Source organism: Rhodoligotrophos defluvii (assembly GCF_005281615.1).
Taxonomy (GTDB): Bacteria; Pseudomonadota; Alphaproteobacteria; order Rhizobiales; family Im1; genus Rhodoligotrophos; species Rhodoligotrophos defluvii.
The window spans coordinates 295,428-317,509 of record NZ_SZZM01000002.1 but is presented as its reverse complement, the minus strand read 5'-3'; the positions used below and the strand labels follow the sequence as shown (position 1 = coordinate 317,509).

At 63.7% G+C, this 22,082-nt stretch carries 20 protein-coding genes; 1 reads left to right on the top strand and 19 read right to left on the bottom strand.

Annotation, left to right across the window (positions count from 1 at the left end; genetic code table 11):
* Positions 1-42 precede the first annotated feature (42 nt).
* The 8 genes from E4P09_RS10610 to E4P09_RS10575 form a co-directional block, all read right to left on the bottom strand.
* Entirely contained in the window at positions 43-1,641 is a 1,599-nt protein-coding gene (locus E4P09_RS10610; protein ID WP_205042111.1) for an ABC transporter ATP-binding protein, read from the bottom strand.
* Positions 1,642-1,655: 14 nt separating this feature from the next.
* Entirely contained in the window at positions 1,656-2,519 is an 864-nt protein-coding gene (locus E4P09_RS10605; RefSeq protein WP_170984356.1) for an ABC transporter permease, read from the bottom strand.
* 28 nt (positions 2,520-2,547) lie between these two features.
* Positions 2,548-3,489 (bottom strand): ABC transporter permease, encoded by a 942-nt coding sequence (locus E4P09_RS10600; RefSeq protein WP_137389580.1) that lies wholly within the window; start codon positions 3,487-3,489, stop codon positions 2,548-2,550.
* A complete protein-coding gene (locus E4P09_RS10595) occupies positions 3,489-5,072 on the bottom strand; it encodes an ABC transporter substrate-binding protein (RefSeq protein ID WP_137389579.1) in 1,584 nt (527 codons plus the stop codon). Before E4P09_RS10595 ends, E4P09_RS10600 begins: the two co-directional genes overlap by 1 nt.
* Before the next feature lie 61 nt (positions 5,073-5,133).
* Positions 5,134-6,801, bottom strand: coding sequence for a gamma-glutamyltransferase (gene ggt, locus E4P09_RS10590; protein WP_205042084.1), 1,668 nt, complete (start codon positions 6,799-6,801; stop codon positions 5,134-5,136).
* A 210-nt stretch (positions 6,802-7,011) separates the two neighbouring features.
* Positions 7,012-7,980: a LysR family transcriptional regulator gene (locus E4P09_RS10585; protein ID WP_275406462.1), complete on the bottom strand. Its 969-nt coding sequence runs from the start codon at positions 7,978-7,980 to the stop codon at positions 7,012-7,014.
* 57 nt (positions 7,981-8,037) lie between these two features.
* Positions 8,038-9,264, bottom strand: coding sequence for a CaiB/BaiF CoA transferase family protein (locus tag E4P09_RS10580; protein WP_137389576.1), 1,227 nt, complete (start codon positions 9,262-9,264; stop codon positions 8,038-8,040).
* A gap of 23 nt (positions 9,265-9,287) precedes the next feature.
* Positions 9,288-11,582: a molybdopterin-dependent oxidoreductase gene (locus tag E4P09_RS10575; RefSeq protein WP_137389575.1), complete on the bottom strand. Its 2,295-nt coding sequence runs from the start codon at positions 11,580-11,582 to the stop codon at positions 9,288-9,290.
* A 264-nt stretch (positions 11,583-11,846) separates the two neighbouring features.
* Between E4P09_RS10575 and E4P09_RS10570 the strand changes: the two genes are divergently transcribed.
* The gene (locus E4P09_RS10570) at positions 11,847-13,142 is read left to right on the top strand and encodes an NAD(P)/FAD-dependent oxidoreductase (RefSeq protein ID WP_170984355.1); all 1,296 of its coding nucleotides are present in this window, start codon (positions 11,847-11,849) and stop codon (positions 13,140-13,142) included.
* Positions 13,143-13,277: 135 nt separating this feature from the next.
* On the opposite strand, the gene E4P09_RS10565 is transcribed toward E4P09_RS10570, so the two are convergent.
* The 11 genes from E4P09_RS10565 to E4P09_RS10520 form a co-directional block, all read right to left on the bottom strand.
* Positions 13,278-14,123, bottom strand: a complete 846-nt coding sequence (locus E4P09_RS10565) for a c-type cytochrome (RefSeq protein WP_137389573.1) — start codon at positions 14,121-14,123, stop codon at positions 13,278-13,280.
* Positions 14,120-14,506 carry a c-type cytochrome gene (locus tag E4P09_RS10560; protein WP_137389572.1) on the bottom strand — a complete coding sequence of 129 codons (387 nt, stop codon included), beginning with the start codon at positions 14,504-14,506 and terminating at the stop codon, positions 14,120-14,122. The genes E4P09_RS10565 and E4P09_RS10560 overlap by 4 nt, the downstream gene beginning before the upstream one ends.
* Complete coding sequence (locus tag E4P09_RS10555) at positions 14,503-15,429, bottom strand: cytochrome c oxidase assembly protein (protein WP_170984354.1); 927 nt, start codon at positions 15,427-15,429, stop codon at positions 14,503-14,505. Before E4P09_RS10555 ends, E4P09_RS10560 begins: the two co-directional genes overlap by 4 nt.
* Positions 15,429-15,815 (bottom strand): hypothetical protein, encoded by a 387-nt coding sequence (locus E4P09_RS25900; RefSeq protein WP_170984353.1) that lies wholly within the window; start codon positions 15,813-15,815, stop codon positions 15,429-15,431. The genes E4P09_RS10555 and E4P09_RS25900 overlap by 1 nt, the downstream gene beginning before the upstream one ends.
* Before the next feature lie 15 nt (positions 15,816-15,830).
* The gene (locus E4P09_RS10550) at positions 15,831-16,433 is read right to left on the bottom strand and encodes a cytochrome c oxidase subunit 3 (protein ID WP_137389570.1); all 603 of its coding nucleotides are present in this window, start codon (positions 16,431-16,433) and stop codon (positions 15,831-15,833) included.
* Entirely contained in the window at positions 16,434-18,347 is a 1,914-nt protein-coding gene (gene ctaD / locus E4P09_RS10545) for a cytochrome c oxidase subunit I (protein WP_137389569.1), read from the bottom strand.
* Positions 18,344-19,429 (bottom strand): cytochrome c oxidase subunit II, encoded by a 1,086-nt coding sequence (locus E4P09_RS10540; protein WP_137389568.1) that lies wholly within the window; start codon positions 19,427-19,429, stop codon positions 18,344-18,346. Before E4P09_RS10540 ends, ctaD begins: the two co-directional genes overlap by 4 nt.
* A gap of 62 nt (positions 19,430-19,491) precedes the next feature.
* Positions 19,492-20,409, bottom strand: a complete 918-nt coding sequence (locus E4P09_RS10535; protein WP_137389567.1) for a cation diffusion facilitator family transporter — start codon at positions 20,407-20,409, stop codon at positions 19,492-19,494.
* 40 nt (positions 20,410-20,449) lie between these two features.
* Positions 20,450-20,806: a sensory rhodopsin transducer gene (locus E4P09_RS10530; RefSeq protein ID WP_170984352.1), complete on the bottom strand. Its 357-nt coding sequence runs from the start codon at positions 20,804-20,806 to the stop codon at positions 20,450-20,452.
* A 288-nt stretch (positions 20,807-21,094) separates the two neighbouring features.
* Entirely contained in the window at positions 21,095-21,232 is a 138-nt protein-coding gene (locus tag E4P09_RS26870; protein WP_137389565.1) for a sensory rhodopsin transducer, read from the bottom strand.
* A gap of 100 nt (positions 21,233-21,332) precedes the next feature.
* Positions 21,333-22,079 carry a siderophore-interacting protein gene (locus tag E4P09_RS10520; RefSeq protein WP_137389564.1) on the bottom strand — a complete coding sequence of 249 codons (747 nt, stop codon included), beginning with the start codon at positions 22,077-22,079 and terminating at the stop codon, positions 21,333-21,335.
* Between the last annotated feature and the right edge of the window lie 3 nt (positions 22,080-22,082).

Below are 22,082 nucleotides of genomic sequence, written 5' to 3'. Positions count from 1 at the left end.
GCCGATGTGCTTGCATCGACCTGAAGGGATGCACTGACCGTTTCACCGGAGCTCGGCACCGGGAAGGGCCGCCAGAAGCTCTCGGGTGTAGCCATGCTGCGGGTTTTCAAAAACGCTCTTGGCCTCTCCCATTTCCACGATCCTGCCGCGCCTCATCACCGCGATCTGATTGCAGATGTTGGAGGCGACCCTGAGATCGTGGGTGATGAAGAGCATGGCGAAGCCGAGCTCTTTCTGGAGCGACTTGAACAGGTCGAGCACCTGCGCCTGAACTGTCACATCCAGTGCCGAGACGGCCTCGTCGGCGACGATGACCTCCGGTTCGAGCGCTAGCGCCCGGGCGATACACAGGCGCTGCCTCTGGCCGCCCGAAAACTCGTGCGGAAACCGGTCCATCGAGGAGGCCTGCAGGCCCACCAGCTCAAGCAGCTCGATGGCGCGCCTGCGGGCATCGGCGGTCGATTTGCCGTGGCGTACCGGGCCTTCGACAAGCGACTGCCCGATGCGGCGGCGCGGGTTGAGCGAGCTGTAGGGATCCTGGAAAATCATCTGGATACGGTGGCGGACATTCGCGAGGGCGCTAGCGGAGAGCGAGAGCAGATCGTGGTTGCCGAACAGAATCTCACCGCCGTTCGGTTGCTCGAAGCCGAGCACCGCTTTGGCCAGCGTACTTTTGCCGGATCCCGATTCCCCCACAATGCCCAACGTCTCCCGCGGCGCGAGCGCGAAGCTGACACCGTCCAGTGCATGGACCTCCTGCGTCTTCCGAAACCAGCCGGTCTGGCGGTACGTGAGATGCAGGTTCTTCACCTCCAGCGTCGGCTCGGCCGGAGCCGCGGCCGGCAGGTAGCGCAGCCGGGGCACGGCCGCGATAAGCTCACGCGTGTAGGGATGCTGCGGATTGCCGAGCACCTCATCGGGAACACCGCTTTCGACCACCCGACCGTGCTGCATCACCGTGACGTGGTCGGCAACGTCGGCGACCACGCCGAAATCATGGGTGATCATCAGGATGCCGCTGTCATGCTTTACCAGCAGTTCCTTGAACAGCCGAAGGATCTGCGCTTGAGTGGTGACATCGAGCGCGGTCGTCGGCTCGTCTGCGATGATCAGCGCCGGCTCCATGGCGAGCGCCATCGCGATCATCACCCTCTGGCGCTGCCCACCGGAAATCTGATGCGGGTACCGCCGGTAGATCGTCTCTGGCGACGGTAGGCGTACGTCTTCCATCAGTTCCAGAACCCGCTGATGCCCCGCCGCTTTGCTCATCTCCGGCTTGTGGAGCGCCAGCACTTCGGCGATCTGGTCGCCGAGCCGCATGACTGGATTGAGCGCCGTCAGTGGCTCCTGGAAGATCATCGCCATGCGATTGCCGCGGAGCGTGTTCATGCGCGCTTCGGATGCACGGCTGATCTCTTCGCCTTCGAGCCTGACAGAACCGCTTGTGATGCTGAGCGATTTCGGCAGAAGCCCCATTACGACGGATGCCGTGACCGACTTTCCCGAGCCGGATTCGCCGACCACGCAGGCGATCTCCCGCGGCCTGACCGACAGCGAAACGCCCTCCACCGCAAAGGCGCGGTCCAGTCCCCTGGGAAGGGCGACACTGAGATTTCTTATCTCGAGGATTGGAACGTCCATTGAAGGTGAAGCGGTCATGAATGCACCACCTTCGCGCGACGGGACAGGGTAGGGTCGAGCCAGTCGCGCAAGCTGTCGCCGAGAAGGTTGACCGACATCACCGTCAGCGCAAGCACCATGCCCGGCGCGATGATGGTCCAGGGCGCGCGCAGGAACACCGCGCGTCCCTCGGCAACGACATTGCCCCAGGTGGGGGTGCCCTGAGGAAAGCCGACGCCGAGGAAGCCCAGCACGGCCTCGGAGAGAATGGCCGCCGCGAAAATATAGGTCGTCTGAACGATCAGCGGCGCGATGCAACTCGGCAGGATATGACGCACGAGAATGAGCGGCGTCTGGATCGACATGCCCACGGCGGCCTGCACATAGGGTTCCTCGCGCACGCTCAGCACGACGCTTCGGACGAGACGGGCAACGCGCGGGATTTCGTTGAACACCAGCGCGCCGACGATTGTGACGAGGCTTGGGCCCAGCAAAGAGACGACCGCCACGGCGAAAAGGATGTTCGGGATTGCCATGATCGCGTCCATGACGCGCATGATCAGTCCGTCGAGCCTGCGGAAATATCCCGTCATTAGTCCAATGACGGTCCCGATCGCGCCGCCGGTCACGGCCGTCAGGAGCCCGACCAGCAACGAGAGCTTGGCCCCTTCCAGGGTGAGCGCGAAGACATCGCGGCCCATGGCGTCGGTGCCGAACCAGGCGAGTTCGGACGGTGCCTTGAGGCGCATGCGCGGGCGCACCATCATGGCCTCGCCGGACATGATCCAGGAACCGATCAACGACACGAGGATGATGATCGACAGCACCGCGAGGCAGCCGACCGGCAGGAGATTGCGGGAGACGAAAGCCTGCCGGGACGCCGAACGATCCGGAAGCATGGTCGTTTCAGATGCCAAACCCTGTGCCTCAATATCGAATGCGGGGATCGACAAGGATATAGGCGATGTCGATCAGTAAGTTCACGCCGACATAGATCAGCGCAAAGAACAGCATCAGCCCCTGCACCACCGGATAATCGCGCGCCAGAATGGCATCGATGGTCAGCCTGCCGATGCCGGGAATGTTGAAGACGCTCTCGGTGACGACCACACCGGAAATCAGCATCGCGATACCGAGCCCGATCACGGTGATGATCGGCACCGCCGCGTTCGGAAGGGCATGGCGCCACAAGGTGCGGAAGTCAGGATTGCCCTTGGCCTTGGCGGTCCGCACGAAATCCTGTCCCAGGACTTCGAGAAGGCTGGACCGGGTGACGCGGGCGATCAGCGCCATGAACACCAGTGCGAGCGTCAGCGAAGGCAGAACCAAATGCCGGGCGGCCGCCCCGAGATCGACGAGAGGACTGACATATCCCTGCACCGGCAAGAGCCCGGCGCTGATCGAGAAGAACAGCATCAACAGGTAGCCGACCACGAAGGCGGGGATCGAAAAGCCGAGAACGGACAGCGTCATGACCGCCCAGTCCACCCAGCTGTTGTGCCGCCATGCGGCGAGCGCTCCCAGCGGTACCGCGACGAGCACCGTGACGACGATCGCACAAAGTGCCAGCACGAGCGTGGGGCCGAGCCGGTCGGCGATGAGTTCGCTGACCGGCATGCGTGACAGGATCGATTGACCGAGATCGCCCTGTATGACGCTGCCGATCCAGGTCAGGAACTGCAGCGGCAGAGGTTGATCTAAACCCATGCTCGCCCGCAAATTCTCAATCTGTGCGGGGGTCGCGGCGTCTCCCGCGATGATCGTGGCCGGATCGCCCGGGCTGAGCCGGAGCAGGAGGAACACGATCACGGCGACGATGAACATCACCGGCACCGACGACGCGGCGCGAAGAACGATCAACCGCAGCATCAGGTCTTGGTCACGTTCCAGAGAACGACGACCGGCGAGTTGACGTAGTCCTTCAGCTCCGGACGCAGAGCAATGAACTGTTTGTAGGTCCCGAGCGGGATGTAAAAGACCTGATCATAGGCCCGCTTCTGCATCTCTTCAGCAATCGCCTTCTGCTTGGCCGGATCGGGCTCGCGCTGGTACTGCGTTTTCAACGTCTCCGTTTCGGGGTCGTCGATGAACCCCGTATAGCCCGCCTTGCCGCGGGCGTCGAAATTCATGTTGCCCAGCGGCGAAATCAGATCGATGCCGTCGAAAACGGCGTGGGCGAGGTTCCAGCCGCCTTCGGCCACCGGACCGGAATTGGCGCGCCTGGTGAGAAAGGCACTCCATTCCATCGTCTGAATCTCGCTGTCTATTCCGATCGAGGAGAGGATCTGCTGGGTCATCGGCGCCAGTGCCGAAAAAGAGGCGACATCGCCGGGCGTGATGATCACGACCTTCTCGCCCTTGTATCCAGATTCCTTGACGAGTTGCTTGGCACGCTCGAGGTTCGGCGTGCCGCTGTCGACGAAGCCGGCGTCCGTCTCCAGCGGGGTGCCGCAGCCGAAAAGCGCGCCGCAAATGCTGTAGGCCTCCGGATCACCGACGATGACATCCAGATAGTCGCGCTGGGTGACGGCAGCCTGTACCGCCTTGCGCAGGCGAACGTCGTCGAACGGTGGTTGCGCCCAGTTGAAGCGAATCGTGGAAACCGTCGGGCTGGCGCGGGCGATGACGGTGATGTCGGTGCCGTCGAACATCGGTTTGCGATCCGGGCTGACGGATTCGATGATGTCGAGTTCGTTGTTCTGCAGCGCGCTCATCGCCGTGTCCGGGCTCGGGAACCAGATCACTTCGATCCGGTCGACACCGGCCACCTTGCCGCCGGAAAGCCCGTCTGCGGGTTCCTCGCGCGGCACATATTTCTCGTTTTTCACATAGGTCCAGCTGACGCCCGGCCTGAAATCCTCCTGCACGAAGCGGAAGGGCCCGGAGCCCACGACCTCCTCAAGAACGGTCGCCGGTGGAAGGTCCGCTATACGCTTCGGCATGACGAAAAGAGGAATCGAGGTCGGTCGCGCAAAGGCTTCCAGCATGATGCCGAAGGGTTCGGAAAGGACGAGGCGGAAGCTGCGGTCGTCGGAAGCGGAAATGTCCTTGGTCACGGCCTTCAGGCGAAGGCCAACGATGTCCTTCTGCCACCAGCGCTGGATGGAGGCGATGACGTCGCTGGCAAGCACCGGGGCGCCGTCGTGGAAGGCGAGGCCATCCCGGAGGTGGAAATCCCAGGTGAGGCCGTCCTCCGAGGTCTTCCAGGTATCGACCATCTGCGGCTTCGGTACGTAGTTCGAATCCATCCCGAAAAGGGTGTCGTATACGAGGTAGGCGTGATTGCGCGTGACATAGGCGTTGGTGGTCACCGGATCGAGGACGCGCAGCGCCGCGTGGGGCGCAAAACGAATGACGCTTTGCCCCTGGGCAGTGGCGGGGCCCGGCCGGGTGGCGGCAAAGAGAAGGGCGCTGCTGGTGAAGAGCATCGCTTCACGGCGGGTCATATTCATTGCATCTCTCCTCCGAAGACCATGTTATTGTTAGCTTATTTTTTGCCAGGACATTTTTCCGTCAGTAGACCTTGCCGCGGCGCGGATCGGGCCAGAATGAGGTATTGGCGCGCGCCGGACCGCCCCCCGCGGCCATCGGCACGCCGTCGGCGCGCCAGCAGGCGGCACCGGTCATCGAGCCGTCCGGGTTGAACCGGATCGCCCCCATGCCGCCGGCCACATGGGCGACGGGCAGGACACGGTGTCCCCTTTCCGCAAGCCCGTCCCGAATAGCTTCCGGGAAGCCGGCTTCCACTTCCACTTCTTGCCCCCACGTGAAGACGCGGGGAGCCTCGACCGCTTCCTGTAACGACATGCCGTGATCGATCAGATTGATGACCGCCTGCATCGCGGAGGCCGGAATGCGGTGCGCGCCCGGCAGGCCGAGCGCGAAGGCGAGCTTGCCGTCTTTCCGGGCGATCAGCGCGGTGATCCCGCTGGTTATCCTCTTGCCGGGCGCAAGCGACAGCGCCTTTCCAGGATGGGGATCGAACAGATACATGTAGTTGTTGGCGATGATGCCGGTTCCCGGAATAACCACTCTCGCACCGAACAAGCTGTTGATCGTCTGTGTCGAGGTCACGACATTGCCCTCGCCGTCGGCGATCGTCACATGGGTCGTGTTGGCGGATTCGTTGGTCAGTATCCGGGCTTCCTGCCTGCGGGCCCGGTCCGGATCGAAATCCCTCCGCCTTTCCTCCGCATATGCCTTCGACGTGAGCCGTTCTATCGGCACGTCGACGAAGGCGGGATCCCCGATGACCGCGAGCCGGTCGGCGGCCGCGATCTTCATCGCCTCGATGAGCCGGTGCAACGTGTCCACGGTGCCGAAGCCTGCTTCGGCCACATCCGACGCTTCGAGCAGGTTCAGCACCTGCACGGTCTGTACGCCGCCGGAACAGGGCGGCGGCGGCCCAATGATCTCAAAACCCCGATAGGTGCCGATAACCGGCTCGCGCCGCAACACGCGATAGTCCTCAATGTCCCGCTCGGTCACCCAGGTGCCGGAATCGTTCAGGAACGCCCGCACATGCGCGCCGAGTTCGCCGGCCATCAGGGCTGCCGCGCCGCCTGTGGCGATAGCCTTGAGGGTGTTCGCATAATCTTTCTGAACGAGCACCTCTCCGGCCTGCAGCGGCTTGCCGCCCGGCAAGAAGACGGCCGCGATGGCATCGTCGAGCGCAAGATCGGGGCTGATTTCCTCTATGCAGGTGGCCAGGTAGGGAGACAGCACGAAGCCGTCCTCGGCGTAGCGGATGGCAGGGCCGAGCAATTGCTTCAGAGGCAAGCGGCCGAACTCCGCCGACATCTGGCACCAGGCCTTGAGATTGCCGGGCACCGCGATTGCCTTTGGACCTACCCGGTTCTGCCGGCCCTTCGTCTCCATGTAATCGGGCCAGCTGTCGGAGAGAGGCGTATAGATATCCGGCCTCGTCTGGGCGGGAGCGGTGGCCAGCCCGTCGAAGACATGCATGTCGCCGTTGGCGAGATGCACGACGGCCGTTCCGCCACCGAATATGCCGACCATCATCGGCTCCACGACCGTCAGCGCGAACAGCGAAGCGACCGTGGCGTCGAACGCGTTGCCGCCGGCCGCAAGCATCTCCATCGCCGCGGCGGATGCGAGCGGGTGATTGGTGACGGCAACCCCGCGCGTGCCCGTGACGGACCCCTTTTCGCAATCAAACATGGATCCTGCGCGTTCCGTCCAGTCAGACAACTTGCTGCCTTCCACCTGGGTGATGGTGCCAAGCGCAAGCATGGAAGAGATTGCGCGGTGCACATTCTGTTGCGATTTCGATCAGGCCAGACATTTGGAAATGGTCGATATGGCCGCCAGGAGGGCATTAAATGACACCCGGCCAATCATCACAATATTGCTGTAGCTTTAAATTGATAATCAAGACTTATCGGACGATGGGAATTGATCCGCCTCGGCCGCATTCTGCTGCTGCGTGTGATGGCGCGTTATCGCGATGAACGAGCGAACGATCGGCGAATGGTCGCCACGGCGGAAGGCGACGGCAAGTTCGGCCTTGGTGGCCTGCCCCTTGATCGGCTTATAGACCAGGGACGGAAGCTGAATGCAGCGGATGGATTGCGGAACCAGGGCCGCGCCAAGCCCGATCGACACCATGCTGGCGATGGTCATGAAATCACGCCCCCGTGGACCGAAGCGGGGCTGAAAGCCGGCCCTGTTGCAGGCGACAGTGGTGTGATGGTGGAAACTCATTTGGGAGGAGTGCTGCGGAATGATGAAGTCTTCGCTCGCCAGATCCGCGAGATCGACCTCCTGTTGCGTGGCCGCGGGATGCTTGGCGTTAAGGGCAAGCACGAGATCTTCGAAAAGGATCGGAATCGTATCGATGTTGCGCGGCAACGGAACGGGCGGCCGAATGAAGCCGATGTCCATCCGCCCTTCCGCAATCGCGTCGAGCTGGCGCAGCATCTCCAGTTCGGAAATGTTCAGTTCGACCGTCGGATGGTTCTCCCTGAATTCGCCGATCACCCTTGTCAGCATGCCGGTATAGGCCGCCGAGCCAACGTAACCCACCGCAAGCTTTCCGACCTCGCCGCGCGCCGCACGTTTTGCAACCTGGGTTGCGGCGTCGAACTGCACCATGAGCTTGCGCGTTTCCTCGTAGAACAGCTCCCCGGCTAGAGTGAAACGCAGCTTGCGCCGAGAACGATCGAAAAGCCGGACTTCGAGCAGATCTTCCAATATCCGGATCTGCTGGCTGAGCCCGGGTTGTGCGACGCCCAGCCGGTCGGCCGCGCGCGCGAAACTCATCTCCTCGGCGATCGCCATGAAATAGCGAAGGTGCCGCAACTCGATATTGCCGGAACCACGACGTCTTGGCGCGTCCACCGATTTCCCTCATCCGCGGGTGCAGAGTTCGGTAGAATAGGTAAGACCGGGTCGATATCAATCGGCTTTTGCGAGCTCGCTTGGCGCTCGCCGTGCTATACCGATCGATCCATCCGAGGCGAGCGCCCCTATCTCCTCATCGGAATAGCCTATTTCCCGGAGAACGCATTCCGTATCCTGCCCAAGCACCGGAGCAGGTCCCGAATGTTGCGGTTGCGATACGCTCCAGGTGGAAGGAACCCGCATCGTCCTGATCGCGCCTTCCACCGGGTGCTGCTGGTCTTCGAAGAAGCCGACGGCCTGGAGATGGGGATCCTCCATAATGCTGGTCAGGGAATGCAGCGGCATGCAGGGTATGTCTGCCGCATCCAAAAGCTCTTGCCATTCCGCCGTGGTGCGAGTGGCGAATATCTCCGTCAGGTGGTGATTGATCTCGTCGATATTTTCCTGCCGGCCTGCGAAGGTATCGAACTTCGGATCGGTAAGCGCATCGCATTCGCCAACGAGGATGCGGAAGCGCTGCCAATGCTGGTCGGTGTAGATCACGGCGCCGAGATGACCGTCGGCAGTCGCGAAGGGTTTGCGTCCGCGCGACAGAAGGCGCCGATAACCTCCCTCGTCCAGAGGAGGGTCGAAGGTGAGCCCGCCCATATGGTCGCCAAGCACGAAGCTGGCCATGGTCTCGAACATCGGGACGTCGATGCGCTGTCCTTGGCCGGTCCGGTCGCGGTGGCGAAGCCCGGCAACGATGGAAATCGCCGCATGCAGGCCGACGATCCGATCCGCCATGTTCACCGGGACGTAGGCTGGCGCTTCGCCTGATGCCTCCGCAAGCAGCATCGGAATGCCGGATGCCGCCTGGATAAGATCGTCATAGGTGGCGCGGTCCGCATAAGGACCGTCCTGGCCGAAACCGAAGGCGCCGACATAGAGCAGGCGGGGATTGACCTCGGCGACCTTTTCGTAGCCGAGGCCGAGCCGCTCCATCGCCTTCGGGCGAATGTTGTAGAAGAGAACGTCGCACGTCCTGGCTATCCGCAGAAGGGCCGCAAGCCCTCCTTTTCGCTTCAGGTTCAGAACGACGCTGCGTTTGCCGATATTGGAATGCAGGAAGAGGCCGCCCATGCTGCCGCCGCGGCTCGCGCCGGCATAGCGCAATATGTCACCTCCGTCGGGCTCGATTTTGACCACGTCCGCGCCCATGTCGCTGAGGATTGCGGTGGCGTAAGGTCCCATCAACACCGACGTCATGTCGAGGATGCGTATCCCCTCGAGAGGGCGCATAGGTTATCTCCTAATGGTCTTGGTCACCGGCCGGCCACGGCGGGCGGGTCGTAAGCCCGGATGGGGGGCAGAGGGCCGTCATGACGTCGCACTTCCACAACGGTCACCTGACCGCAGCAGCCTTGCGCCAGCTTCGACGTGCCGATGTCGCGGGTCACCATATTGGGGTTTCCGTGGCCGCATTCGGCGTTTTCGGCCTCGTGGTCGATCGGATCGAACCATGCACCTGTCGAAAGGTTGACCACGCCCGGCATGACGCCGTCGGTCAGCACCGCTGCGGCGAGGCAGGCGCCGCGCGCGTTGAAAATCCGTATGATGTCGCCGTCGCGAATGCCCCGTGCCGCCGCGTCCTGCGGATTAAGCCGGGCAGGCTCTCGCCCCTGGATCTTCGAGGACTGGCTGTAGGCCCCGAAATCCAGCTGGCTGTGCAGCCGTGTCGCGGGCTGGTTTGCGATCAGCACGAGAGGCGCAGCCTCATCGGTCACTTCATCCGGCGGGAGCCAGGCCGGATGACCCGGGCAATCGTCATAGCCGAAACCCGCGATCGTGCGGGAGAACAGTTCGATGCGGCCGCTCGGCGTCGGCAACGGCGCGGCCTCCGGGTCGTTGCGGAAGGCACGAAGCAATCCTCCGTCGTCGGGCGCGGATGGAAGAGCAAGCTCCCCGCGCTCCCAGAACTCCTCGAAATCGGGCGCATCCCAGCCATGTTCCGCAAGCGCCTGCCGGGTCGGCTCGTAGAGATGCGCCATCCATTCCCGCGCGTTGCGCCCTTCGGTAAAGGCATCCTCGCTGTCCATCAGCCGCGAGAGATCGGCGAAGATGTCGTAATCGTCCCGCGCCATACCAATCGGGGGCGCAAGCCTGCGCATGGCGATCAGCCTCGGGTCGGTCCCGGCGGCGCCTATGTCCTCGCGCTCCAGCGTCATCGTCGCCGGCAACACGATATCGGCCGACCGCGCCATGGGCGTCCAGGCGTTCTCCTGGACTATGATCGTTTCCGGAACGGCGAACGCCTTGCGTAGCCGGTTCAGGTCCTGGTGATGATGGAAAGGATTGCCTCCTGCCCAATAGATCAGCCGGATGTCGGGATAGGTTATCTCCCGGCCGTCATACTGATAGCGTGCTCCAGGGTTGAGCAGCATGTCGGAAATCCGCGCGACCGGTATGAAGTTGGAGACGCCATTGGTGCCCTGCGCCAGGGTCGGGATCGGGACGGCATTCATGCGCCGTCCCGTATGCCCCATCGCGCCGAGAGCGTAGTTGTAGCCGCCGCCCGGCAGACCGATCTGGCCCGCCATCGCCGCAAGCGCTACCCCCGCCCAGACGGGCTGCTCTCCGAAGCGGGCCCGTTGGAGCGCATGGGCCACGGTCACGAGCGAGCGCCGGGTGGTCATTTCCCGCGCTAGCCGGACGATGGTCTCCGTCGGCATGCCGGAGATCGCACTCGCCCACTCCGCCGTTTTCGGCTGACCATCGCCGTTTCCCGCCAGATAGGCGGCAAACACGTCAAAGCCCGTGCAATGACGTTCGAGAAATTGCCGGTCGTGCAACCCCTCGACCAGCATCGTGTGGCACAGCCCGAGCATAACCGCCACATCCGTCCCGGGACGGAGCGGGTGCCATATGGCGCCTGCTTCCGGCGGAAAGTCGTCCCGCAGCGGACTGAATAGATGGAAGCGGCAGCCGCGTGCGGCAGCCCGAGCCATGGCTCCCCGCTCGATATGAGTGGTGACGCCGCCGCTCGCGACGTTGGAGTTCTTGAGCGCCATGCCGCCGAATGCCAAGACGAGATCCGTTTCCGCCTCGATCTGCTCCCACGTCACGTTACGGCGCGACAGGGCCTCGAACGGACCGAGGATCCTCGGCAGGATGACCGACGAGGCGCCTGCGCTATAGCTGTTGACCGACCGTACATAACCGCCGATCGCCACGTTCAGGAAGCGGTGGATCTGGCTTTGAGCATGGTGGAACCGCCCGGCGCTCGACCAACCGTAGGATCCGCCATAAACGCCTTCGGCGCCGTGCCTGTCGCGAACGCGGCTGATCGCCTTGGCGGCGAGCGGCAGAACCTCTTCCCAATCCATCTCCACGAATGGCTCGTCAAGCCTGCGAGGTCCCGGATGCGGGCCCCGCTCCAGCCAGCTTCGCCGTACAGAAGGCTTCAGGATGCGAGCCCGATGGCGCAAGACGTCGGTGAAGTTTCCGAGGATGGGAGAAGGGTCGGGATCGGCAGGATGCGGCCGGACGTCCAGATGCTCACCATCCCACCTTGCGGTGAAGGTGCCCCAATGAGCCGCATGAGAAACATAATCGGACATCGAACCGCCTTCCCTGAGACCGAACGCCTGCAGCCTGCATCTCGATCACACCCGCACATTCTGTCGAAGCACCGCTCATATATCCAGTACGCTCCAACCATAAGTTCGATAAGCATATCCTATCAAAAAAGCTCTCGGGCCTCCCTGGACGAACGGCGCCTGGTGGTTACTTTTCGGCGCATCAGGTCTAGGCGCGAGAGCCGGGGATCGCCGTTTCACGAGACGGAGATTTTCTAGACCGGCGGCATGCGGTGGAGATGCCTCATGAAAAATGCCCCCGTCTACAAATCGAGATCAGGTTGGAACGCCCTGCTGCCTGAGCGCCGACCAAAGACCGAGCTGCCCTCCGAGCGGCGGTTTCGCAGCATTGTCGTCGGCGCGGGCTTCACGGGCCTGGCGATCGCGCGCCGGCTTGCCGAACTGGTTCCGGGCGAGGAAATCCTTCTGATCGAGGCATCGACGATCGGCGAGGGCGCATCGGGCCGGAATTCCGGCTATCTGCTGATCAATCCCGGCGAACCGAGCGCGAATGCTGCCGATTTTGCGGAGGACTGGGCAGCGCGCCAAATGGCTATCGCCAGGGAGGGGTTCCAGCTTTTACGATCACTCGTCGCCAGCCAATCGATCGATTGCGACTGGAACGAAACGCCGCTGGCGATCACCGCCGCGGCAACGCCGCGTGTGGAAAAGACGGCCCGCGAGACACGCCGGACTTATGAGGAATGGGGCCTTATCCCGAAGGAATACGACAGCCACGACCTGCAGCGGACAACAGGCACCGGCTATTACCGGTACGGGCTGCAATCACTGACCCGTGCGCTGGTTCAGCCGGCTGCGCTTCATCGCGGCCTTGCGGACTCGCTGCCAGCGGCGGTCAAGCTTCTTGAAGGCGCGACGGTGCACGCCCTGGGCAAGACCGCGCCATTCACGGTAGAGACCAGTCGCGGGGATTTCCTCGCCGACCGGCTGTTCATCGCGAACAACCTGCATGCCAGATCTCTGGGCATCGCGCGCAACCGGATGGTCGGGATCTATACCTACGGCGCCTTCACGCCTGAACTGGACGAGCGCGAATTCGAACAGTTGGGGGAGGAAGCCGACTGGGGCATATTGCCGGCGCATCGCATGGGAACCACCATGCGAAAGACCGGCCGCCGTCTGCTCATAAGAAGCGGCGATTCCTACGAAAAGGAGCTCGAGCCCGACGAGGCGCGCCGCATGCTGACCGGGCTTTACCGCAACCGTTATCCGCATATGCGCAGGCATGAGTTCGAGCACGTTTGGGGTGGCCTGACCGCCGTCACTCATAACGGAGGCTTCTATTTCGGCCGTGTTCAGCCAGGCATCTATGCTTCTGTCGGCTGCGGAGGCTCCGGTGTTGTCCGGGGCACCATACAAGGCAAGCTTCTGGCTGAGCTGGCTTGCGGTGTCGAGTCCCCGCTGCTCTCCGACCGCCTCAAGATCAAAGGCCCTATTTGGCTTCCGCCGGAACCTTTCCGAGGCATTGCAGCACGGTTACAGATCGCGGCCGAGCAAAGGCAGGCTGGGCGGGAACGTTAGGCTGGCCTGCTGAATTACGGTGGCGCCTGATGGCGTTTGAGCCGTCGGTCGTTGAGCAGTCGGGCTGTGACTGCCGGACGACGTCGCCGGGCGAGCTCTCAAACGCATCTCGCCGCGCTTTTATGGTTCGACGTTCTACGGATCGTTGCGGGAGTAGAGGTAGGCCACCATGTCGCGCGCGTGCTTCTCAGTCACGCCGAGCTCCGGCATGGCGGTTAGGGGATCCACGCCCTGCGGGTTCCGGATCCAGCGGACGAGATTCTGGCTGCTGTTTGGCAGAACACCGGCGATGTATTTGCGCTCGCCTATGCCTTCTAGCGGCGGCCCGACCCAGGTCTCCGGCCCGACGATCCCCTCGATCTGGTGACAGGCGATGCAGCCATATTGCCGGAGCGCCACTTTGCCCCTGTCGGGGTCGCCGGAATAGTTGCCCAGCGGCTGGTCCGTGGCCGGCTCGGTCGGGTTCGGCGCCGTTCCCGTCAGATCGTAGTACTCCACGGGCGAAAGGGTTGGAATGGCAAGAATGAAGGCGACGAGGTTCCAGATCTCCTCATCGCTCAGCTTGAAATCCCAGCCCGGCATGCCGGTCATCTTCAGGCCGTGCTTGGCTGCCCAGAAGATCTCGGCGGCACTGCGCTCACGGCCAATCTGCACGATGGGCGGCGGAAGGGGGGTCATTCCCAGCGCAAAGCGCTCCGGCGCTACCCCTGGCGCACCATGACACTGGCTGCAGTGCTGGCGGTAGAGGTCGAGCCCCGAGTGGAACCGGTCGTCCCCTGAAAGGTCCGGAACCACGATGTCGTCGGCGCGGACCTCGATCGAGCGTGTCAACGCCGTTGTGAGCAGCCAGTAGACAGGGGCGGTGTGCTGCCTGGTGGCGGCGACGTTGTAAATGCCGGAATAGACATAGGCCACGATCCCCACGGCCGCGACCGCCATCAGGGCAAGAACAACGAGGGCAAGCCTAAGAATATTTCTCATTTCCGCTCCCCCGTCCTGCGATAGAGATAAGCGGCGATATCGCGCGCCTCCTCCTCGCTCACGCCAAGCTCCGGCATGGCCGTGCGGGGATCAACGGCCGGAGGATCGACAATCCAGCGGATCAGGTCCCGGGGCGTGTTGGGCAGGACGCCGGCCACATAGGCGCGCTCATCATAATGCACGAGCGGCGGCCCCACCGTCGCGTCGGCGCCGGCTATACCGGGAATTGTATGGCAGATGCCGCAGCCGTGGCTGCGTATCGCGGCCGCGCCAGCCTCTGGGTCTCCCCGCACGCGAAGTTCGGGTGCTCCCGCCTCCTCCCCGCAGCCCGCAAGGGCGACGATCAGGAGGAGCGGGGTGGCAATGTGCCGGAGCTGGATCATCTTCCGCTCCCGGTCCGCTCGGGCAGGCGGTCGGTGCCGGTCTCCGGCCCGATCCAACGGGCTGCCGCCACGAGGCCGGCGGCAAGGTGCACCAGCCCGCCGGGTATCCACATGATGAGGCCACCGAGCTGCTGGTCCTCCAGCGCGGTCAGGCCCCAATAGGCGGTGGTTTCAAGATAGGGCGCGTAGAACGCGGCCGGCGCGAAGGTGAAGAGCGCGCCGAGAAGCGAGGAGTGGATCGCGGTGGTGAAGTTGGCAAGCACCGCCATACCGTTCCGGCGGCGCCCGTGCGTGGCGTCCAGGAAGACCCACCAGAACAGGAGTGCAGCGCCGAAGAAGCTCACGTGCTGCAAGGTGTGGATGCCGTCATGAACCGTCGCCGCTTCGAACAGGAAGGGCACATGCCAGGCCCACAGCACTACGGCATAGGTGGTCCATGCACCGAGCGGGCTTGTCCATGGCCGCCACACCGCAAGCCACCAAGGGTGTGCGAAGAAGCGGCCGAGGCCCCGGCGGGCTTCCACCGAAAAGGCCCACAGAAACACCACCGCCGGCCGCCCCAGGATGATAAGCGGCGCGGCGATCAGCATCAGGATTTCATGCTGCAGCATGTGGACGGAGAAGAGTTCCTCGCCCCATTGGTCGAGCGGCGACAGCAGCGCCACGGCAGTCCATAGCCACCCGACGGCGAAGACGGCCGCCTGCCACCGCCGGACCCCTGCACCCGTCCCGGCGCGGCGCCAAAGGCGACGAAGTCCCCACCTGTAAGCCCAGGCCGACACCGTAAGCAGCGCAAAGGTAAGAGCGGTCCATCCCCAGGCAAAGGCCGAATGGGGCGAGCCGACAGAGTGAGCCGTGGCCGTGTCCGTCGACAGCGCCAGGCACAAGGCGGCCAAGCCCGGGATATGCACGCGCCGCATCATCAAGTTGCCCCCGCGCAGGGGTCGAGCACGGGCACGGGAATGGTCTCGACCAGGATGCCGGCCGCCGAAAGCGTACAGATAAGAACGCCCACCGTGGTGATGAACCGGGCACGTGAGGCGGCAACGGCATGTGCTTCCGGGAAGCGGACGGTGGAGGCTGCCTGCCGCAGCCGCCATGAGAAATAGCCGGCCGCGGCGGCTACGCCGACCGCTGCCAGTGTGGCGAGATAGATCGGCCATTTCGTGCTCGTGCCGCAGAGCAGATGGGTGAGGCCGTAACTCAGGTTCTGGTGGGCGGCCCAGGCGACGGGGCCGAAGACCCAGCCCTCCCATATGGCGAGCGCGCCGGCCTTGCTGCGCAGGATGCCTTCTTCCCATTCTCCCATGCATCGCCTCCAGCATCACAGGACGCGCGGCGCCCAGCACAGCACGAGATAGAGCACCACCCAGATGCCAGCCACGAAGTACCAGTAGAGCGTGTCCACCACGACGCCGAGCTGCCTTTCCGGCGTGAAGTATCCGATCCCCGCGAGCAGGGCGACGACCGCCGTGCCTATGACGGCGGACACGACGTGGGTGAAGTGGAAGCCCATCATGACCCATACGATCGAACCATAGGGGTGGCTGTCCCAAGTGAAGTCGAGGGTCCAGAGCTCTATGCTTCGAAAAACGAGCACCAGGCAGGCGAGTGCCACGCTGGTGCTGGTGCCGAGCGTGAGCACCAGCTTTTTGCCGCGGTTGATCCCCCAGCCTGCCCAGAACATCGTGCCGCTGCTGATCAGCAGGAGAATGACATTGGCCGTCGGCAGAAGCAGGCTCGGCGGCTCCACACCGGGCGGTGGCCATGCGTCGGCATCCATGCGCAAATAGAAATAGCTCACGATCAGTGTCGCCACCACGGTCGCCTCGATGGTGACAACACCCAGCACGCCCCACCACAGCGGATGAGTCCGGTGGGCGAAGCGCGTCAGTCCGCTTGCATCGTAGCCTGCATACTTCCGCATCTAGTCGTCCCTCCATGGCCGGCGCGGCCAAAACCAGCCGATGAAGGTGGCGGCCGCGCCGAAGAAGCCGACGAGAAAGAAACTTGGCTGATAGAGAATGCCGAGGAAACCGGCGGAGGCCGCCAGCGCCGACAGGAAGGGCCAGATGGTCGGTCCCGGCATCACGGCGACGGCCTGCGGTGTTGCATCGAGAACCGTCGTCACCAAGGTCTCGCGCCGGTCATCGCGCAGGCCGGTGACGACAGGGATCGACAGCTGGCCACGCCGCTCCCAGAGCGGCCAGCGGCCGGAGATGATCGGGATATGCTCGTGGTTGTAGCACGGCGGCGGCGACCGTGTGGCCCATTCGATCGTCGGCGAGCCCCAGGGATCCTCGCCGGCCGGCGCGCCCCGCCTCAAACTCCAGAGCGCGTTGAAGAGGCTGAGCAGGAAGCCGCCCGCAAGCAGAAAGGCGCCGAACGTGGCGAGCAGATTCAGATCCCCCCAGCCGAGCTCCTGGAGATAGGTATAGACCCGCCGCGGCATGCCCTGGAGCCCGAGCTGATGCATGGGGAAGAAGGTGACGTTGAAGCCGATGAAGGCGAGCCAGAAGCTTGCCTTGCCGAGGCGTTCGTCCATCATCCGGCCGAACATCTTCGGATACCAGTAGTAGATGCCTCCGATGAGCGGGAAGACGGCGCCACCGATCAGCACGTAGTGGAAGTGGGCCACCAGGAAATAGGTGTCGTGCACCTGCAAGTCGAAGGGGATCGCCGCCACCATCACGCCGGTGATTCCGCCCACGATGAAGATCACGAAAAAACCGAGCACGAAGAGCAGCGGGGTGTCGAAGCGGATGCGCGTCCCCCATAGCGACGCGATCCAGCAGAAGACCTGTGTCCCCTGGGGAATGGCGATCATCGCGCTCGCGGCCATGAAGAAGCTCATGCCGAGCTGCGGCAGGCCGGTGGTGAACATGTGGTGCACCCATAGACCGAAGCCGATGAAGCCGGTCGCCACCAACGAGAGCACCAGCGCCGTGTAGCCGAAGATCGGCCGCTGGGTGAACACGGGAATGATGGTGGAGATGATGCCCAGCGCCGGCATCAGGATGATGTAGACCTCCGGATGGCCGAAGAACCAGAAGAGATGCTGCCAGAGGAGCGGCTGACCGCCCGTTTCCGGCGTAAAGAAATGCGTGTCGATCAGACGGTCCATGGTGAGCATGCTCGAGGCCGCGATGACCGCCGGCATGGCGAAGACGATCATGAAGGCCGTCACCAGCGCCGACCAGACGAAGAGCGGCATCCTGTTGAGCGACATGCCGGGCGCGCGCAGCTTCAGGATCGTCACGATCAGCTCCACGGCCGCCGTCAGCGCGGAGACCTCGATGAAGGTGATCATCGTGGTCCAGATGCCGACACCCAGGCCGGGCGAATACTCCTCGCCTGCGAGCGGCACATAGTTGAACCAGCCCGCGGAGGGAGCGGCCTGGAACAGCAGCGAGCCGAAAAACACCGTGCCGCCGATCAGATAGACGTAGTAGCCGAAGGCGTTGAGCCGCGGGAACGCCATGTCACGGGCGCCAATCATCATCGGCACGACATAGATGGCGATCCCCTCCATCACGGGAATCGCAAACAGGAACATCATCGCCGTGCCGTGGACGGTGAAGAACTGATTGTAGAGCTCCGGCGATAGAAAATCGTTCTCGGGCTGCATGAGCTGGATGCGCATCAGCACCGCCAAGGCGCCTGCCAGGAAGAAGAAGACGAAGGCGGTGATGACGAAGCGCCGGCCAATCACGCGCTGGTTCACCGGCATGAACCAGCGCGTGAGCCCCTTGGGCGCGGCCCAGGTGGCGGAAAGGCGCTCCGTCTCCTCGGATGACCGATCTACGGCCTCGCCGGGGCGATCGTGCTCGGCCACGCTCATTCGAGGCTCCCCAGATAAACGAGCAGGGCCTGGAGCTCGTTTGGCTCCATGACGGTGGAGGGCATCTTGTTGCCCGGCTTCACGTGTTGCGGATCGCTGATCCAACCGCCGAGGTGGCCCCTCGTGTTGGGGATGGCTGCGGCGGCGAGCATCCGGCGGCCGGCGAGATGGGTGAGGTCCGGTCCGATCTCTCCCACTTCCGATACGCCGCGGATCGTGTGACAGGCCGCGCAGCCCTGCTCGACGAATACCTGCCGTCCCCGCGCCTGCGCTTCGCTCTCCGGCTCGGTGGCGGGCTCGGCCTGGCGGGAGAGCCAGCGCTCGAACACCTCGGGCGGCTCGGCCACCACCAGAAAGCTCATCAGCGCATGCTGCGTACCGCAATATTCCGAGCACTGGCCGCGATAGACGCCGGCCTTCTCCGCCTCGATCCAGCTTTCGTTCACCTGGCCGGGAATGAGGTCGGTTTTGCCCTGGAGCCGCGGAACCCAGAAGCTGTGGATCACATTGTCGGAGATCAGGCGCAGCCGGACCGGCCGGCCCACCGGAACATGCATCTCGTTCGCGGTCGTCGCGATCAGATCGCCCTCTTCATCCAGGTAGCGCAGCTCCCACCACCAAAGCCGGCCCACAACTTCGACGATGGGCCCGCTCTCCGGCCGCTTCGCGATCTCTTTGCCGATGAGGACGCCGACGACGACCATGGCGAGGATGACGGCGAGGGGCGTGACCACCCCGCCGGTCAGCACCAGGAGAAAGGCACCGCGCGTTGAAAGCGGGCGTTCGCCGCGGGGGCCGCCCCGCCGCAGGCCGACGAACAGGAGAAGCAGTACGCCGGCCAAAATGACCATGCCCACCAAGAGCATCCCCCACCAGAAGTCGGCGATGAGGGCGGTCGTGCGGCTTGCCGGCTCAAGGCTGCTCTGGATCTGCGAGCATCCTTGGAGGAGCAAGATGACGAAGCCGCAGAACAGAACGATCCCGCTGTTCCCGCGCAGCGGGGGCGTTTCAGAAACTCGAGCTCGCTTCCGGTTCGGTCCCCCAGACATCACGCTGTTGGGCACCGGGCTGCCCCCGTCCATGTCTGCTTCCTCTCGTTACAGACCGGAACCATGACGCGGAGGCATCGTTCCCCTGCGGCTTTTCACATCGGTGACGCGGATTGCGGCCGCACGAACACGGAGGAGACCTCCGACAGCTCGGAGCAGATCCTTTGCTCGATGCGCCTCACGCAGGCTTCGAGCCGGGGCGTCGTGAGTTCGTCCTTGAACTCGATGCTGAGCGTGGCAACGATGTCCGTTGGCCCCAGATGCACCGTGAGTACATCGTTGACCCGCACCACATCCGGGTCGGCCCCCGCCAGTTCCACGATCCGGCGGCGGACCGATGGCAACGCCTGTTCTCCCATCAGAAGGCCCTTGCTCTCGCGGGCGAGGAAGATGGCGGTGGCCGCGAGCACGATCCCGATGCCGATCGAGCCGGCACCGTCAAGCTCCGGTATCGCCAGGATGTGGGCGGCAGTGATGGCGATGAAGGCTATGGCTAGGCCGAGAAGCGCTGCCGTATCCTCGAAAAGCACGGTGAAGGTCGTCGGATCCTTGCTGCGCCGCACCGCGGCGATGTAGCCGAGCCTACCCTTCTCCCGGCGGAAGTGCCGCAGCGCGATCGTCCAGGCGATGCCTTCGAATACCGCGGAAAGGCCGAGCACGACGTAGTTTACCGCGATGTTCCGGACCGGCTCGGGATGGAGCAGATGGGAAATGCCCTCGTAGAAGGACACGCCGGCTCCGAGCGCGAAGACCAGGAGCGCGACGATGAAGCTCCAGAAGTAGACTTCGCGGCCGTGCCCGAGCGGGTGGTCCTCGTCGGGAGGTCGCGCAGCCTTCCGCAACCCGTAGAGGAGGAGCACCTCGTTCCCCGTGTCCACCAGCGAATGCACGCCCTCGCTCAGCATGGCGGAGCTGCCGGTAAAAAAGGCGGCGCCGAATTTGGTGACGGCAATGAGAAAGTTGCCGGCGAGCGCTGCATAGATGACGCGGGTGGAGCCCGCTTGGGCGGTCATGGCGGTCTCCGCACGAACACAGCCCTACGGCCGGTCCTAATCAGGCCTCGGAATAGGCAATGGTCGAAAGCAGGGCATTCTCCGCCTGCCGAGTCTCGAGCGTGGGATGCTGCACGACGACCGGCTCATCCGAGGTGATGATGCTCGAATATGATGCATCTCGGGGTCTCTCCTCGGGATCGTTCAGCTCGTTGAAGCGCAGGTGCTGCACCGTTGCGCGATAGGGCCCGACCGGATCCCGATGGGTGAAGTAGGGCATGATCTCGATATGTGCATCACGCTCGCCCGCGTTCAGGATACACGCGGCCTCGTGGCTGCTCACGGCCGGCGCAGGGCCGTGGCTCTCTCCGGGGATATAGCCTTCCGCAATAGCCCACCGTCTGCGTCCTATCGGCATGGATGCCTCTCCAAGCTGAAACTGGACTGAAGCCGGAACTCGGACCAAGTCGGTTCGTTCCTGCGACAACATTTGAGGCGGGCGGAGGCTTCAGCTCCGCCGAATAGGGAACCCGATCGATCACTCCCTTCATGTCCCCGATGCCGTCGCCGTTGCTATCGGCAAAGCGCGAGACATCGATCGCACAGATGATTGCGTTTTTGTGCCAGGGTTCTCGGAGGAGAGCCTCGTCCGTACGGGATCAACGCTGGTCATGCGAATTCCTTGAGGGTTGGCCCCCGCGGAGGCTCAGTCCGGTTCCGCCCCCGCAAAGGCCACAGAGCCGGCCCACGCCGTCACTTTCGAGCCAGTGTCCATGCGAGTGAACTGCACGACGATCGGACGGTCAGATTCGGCCACGGCTGCATAGTCGACACCGAGCGGCACCGCGGAGGCGCGTCCTGTTCGACACCGCCCGGATGATCGACAGCGCTAGCCCGCTGGCTCCGCTGGCACGCATGCTCGCCGGAGGCGAGCCGAGGCAGCATCAATCCACGTGATCATGACCGCCTATTCTCCCTGGCCGCCAATAGCCTTCGGCTGAAATCTGCCCTTTGGCCAATCCGCGTTGGAGCAGCAACCGGCGCTGAGCCCGCACATTGCTGGTTTCGCCGATGATATAGGCATGGCCCAGGCCGGGTGGAAAGGTGAAGCCGGCGAGCCGATCCAGCACCAGGCTGCTGGGCCCCGGCCTGCCCCCGCCTCGATGAATCCAAGTGAGATCGAGATCAGCCGCCGTCCGGACAGGGAGCTCGTGGCCCGGACCAGCAACCTCCAGCAGGACATGAGCTGCTATCCCGGCGGGCGCTTCCTCGAGAATGTGCAGGATCGCCGGCAGGCAGGTTTCATCGCCGCAGAAGAGATGCCAGCTGGCTCCTGGATTCAGAACGATCCTGCCGCGGGGACCATAGGCAATCAGCGTCTTGCCCTTGTCGGCTGCACGCGCCCAGTTTGGCCCGGGCGTATCGCCGTGGAGAAGGAAGTCGATGGCGAGACAGCCTGCGCTGCGATCGACGTAGCGGATCGTGTAATCGCGCCAGCCGTTCTGGCCATCGGCCATCGGCAGTTCAAGCACGAGCGCCTGGCCCGGCTTGTACGCGAGTTCGCTCAGATCGTCGCAGCGAAGCAGCACGCGTCGAAAATTGGCGCCCACATCCAGGGCGTCGACCACCCGGAAATGCCACCTCTCTGGCTCTCGACGACGCGGGGCTTCCGGCTTGGATTGCTGAGCCATAGA

Coding starts and splice junctions, on each gene's coding strand:
- E4P09_RS10610 (WP_205042111.1), bottom strand. CDS start 1,641: ATGGACGTTCCAATCCTCGAGATAAGAAATCTCAGTGTCGCCCTTCCC.
- E4P09_RS10605 (WP_170984356.1), bottom strand. CDS start 2,519: ATGCTTCCGGATCGTTCGGCGTCCCGGCAGGCTTTCGTCTCCCGCAAT.
- E4P09_RS10600 (WP_137389580.1), bottom strand. CDS start 3,489: ATGCTGCGGTTGATCGTTCTTCGCGCCGCGTCGTCGGTGCCGGTGATG.
- E4P09_RS10595 (WP_137389579.1), bottom strand. CDS start 5,072: ATGAATATGACCCGCCGTGAAGCGATGCTCTTCACCAGCAGCGCCCTT.
- ggt (WP_205042084.1), bottom strand. CDS start 6,801: ATGTTTGATTGCGAAAAGGGGTCCGTCACGGGCACGCGCGGGGTTGCC.
- E4P09_RS10580 (WP_137389576.1), bottom strand. CDS start 9,264: ATGCGCCCTCTCGAGGGGATACGCATCCTCGACATGACGTCGGTGTTG.
- E4P09_RS10575 (WP_137389575.1), bottom strand. CDS start 11,582: ATGTCCGATTATGTTTCTCATGCGGCTCATTGGGGCACCTTCACCGCA.
- E4P09_RS10570 (WP_170984355.1), top strand. CDS start 11,847: ATGAAAAATGCCCCCGTCTACAAATCGAGATCAGGTTGGAACGCCCTG.
- E4P09_RS10565 (WP_137389573.1), bottom strand. CDS start 14,123: ATGAGAAATATTCTTAGGCTTGCCCTCGTTGTTCTTGCCCTGATGGCG.
- E4P09_RS10560 (WP_137389572.1), bottom strand. CDS start 14,506: ATGATCCAGCTCCGGCACATTGCCACCCCGCTCCTCCTGATCGTCGCC.
- E4P09_RS10555 (WP_170984354.1), bottom strand. CDS start 15,429: ATGATGCGGCGCGTGCATATCCCGGGCTTGGCCGCCTTGTGCCTGGCG.
- E4P09_RS25900 (WP_170984353.1), bottom strand. CDS start 15,815: ATGGGAGAATGGGAAGAAGGCATCCTGCGCAGCAAGGCCGGCGCGCTC.
- E4P09_RS10550 (WP_137389570.1), bottom strand. CDS start 16,433: ATGCGGAAGTATGCAGGCTACGATGCAAGCGGACTGACGCGCTTCGCC.
- ctaD (WP_137389569.1), bottom strand. CDS start 18,347: ATGAGCGTGGCCGAGCACGATCGCCCCGGCGAGGCCGTAGATCGGTCA.
- E4P09_RS10540 (WP_137389568.1), bottom strand. CDS start 19,429: ATGGACGGGGGCAGCCCGGTGCCCAACAGCGTGATGTCTGGGGGACCG.
- E4P09_RS10535 (WP_137389567.1), bottom strand. CDS start 20,409: ATGACCGCCCAAGCGGGCTCCACCCGCGTCATCTATGCAGCGCTCGCC.
- E4P09_RS10530 (WP_170984352.1), bottom strand. CDS start 20,806: ATGCCGATAGGACGCAGACGGTGGGCTATTGCGGAAGGCTATATCCCC.
- E4P09_RS10520 (WP_137389564.1), bottom strand. CDS start 22,079: ATGGCTCAGCAATCCAAGCCGGAAGCCCCGCGTCGTCGAGAGCCAGAG.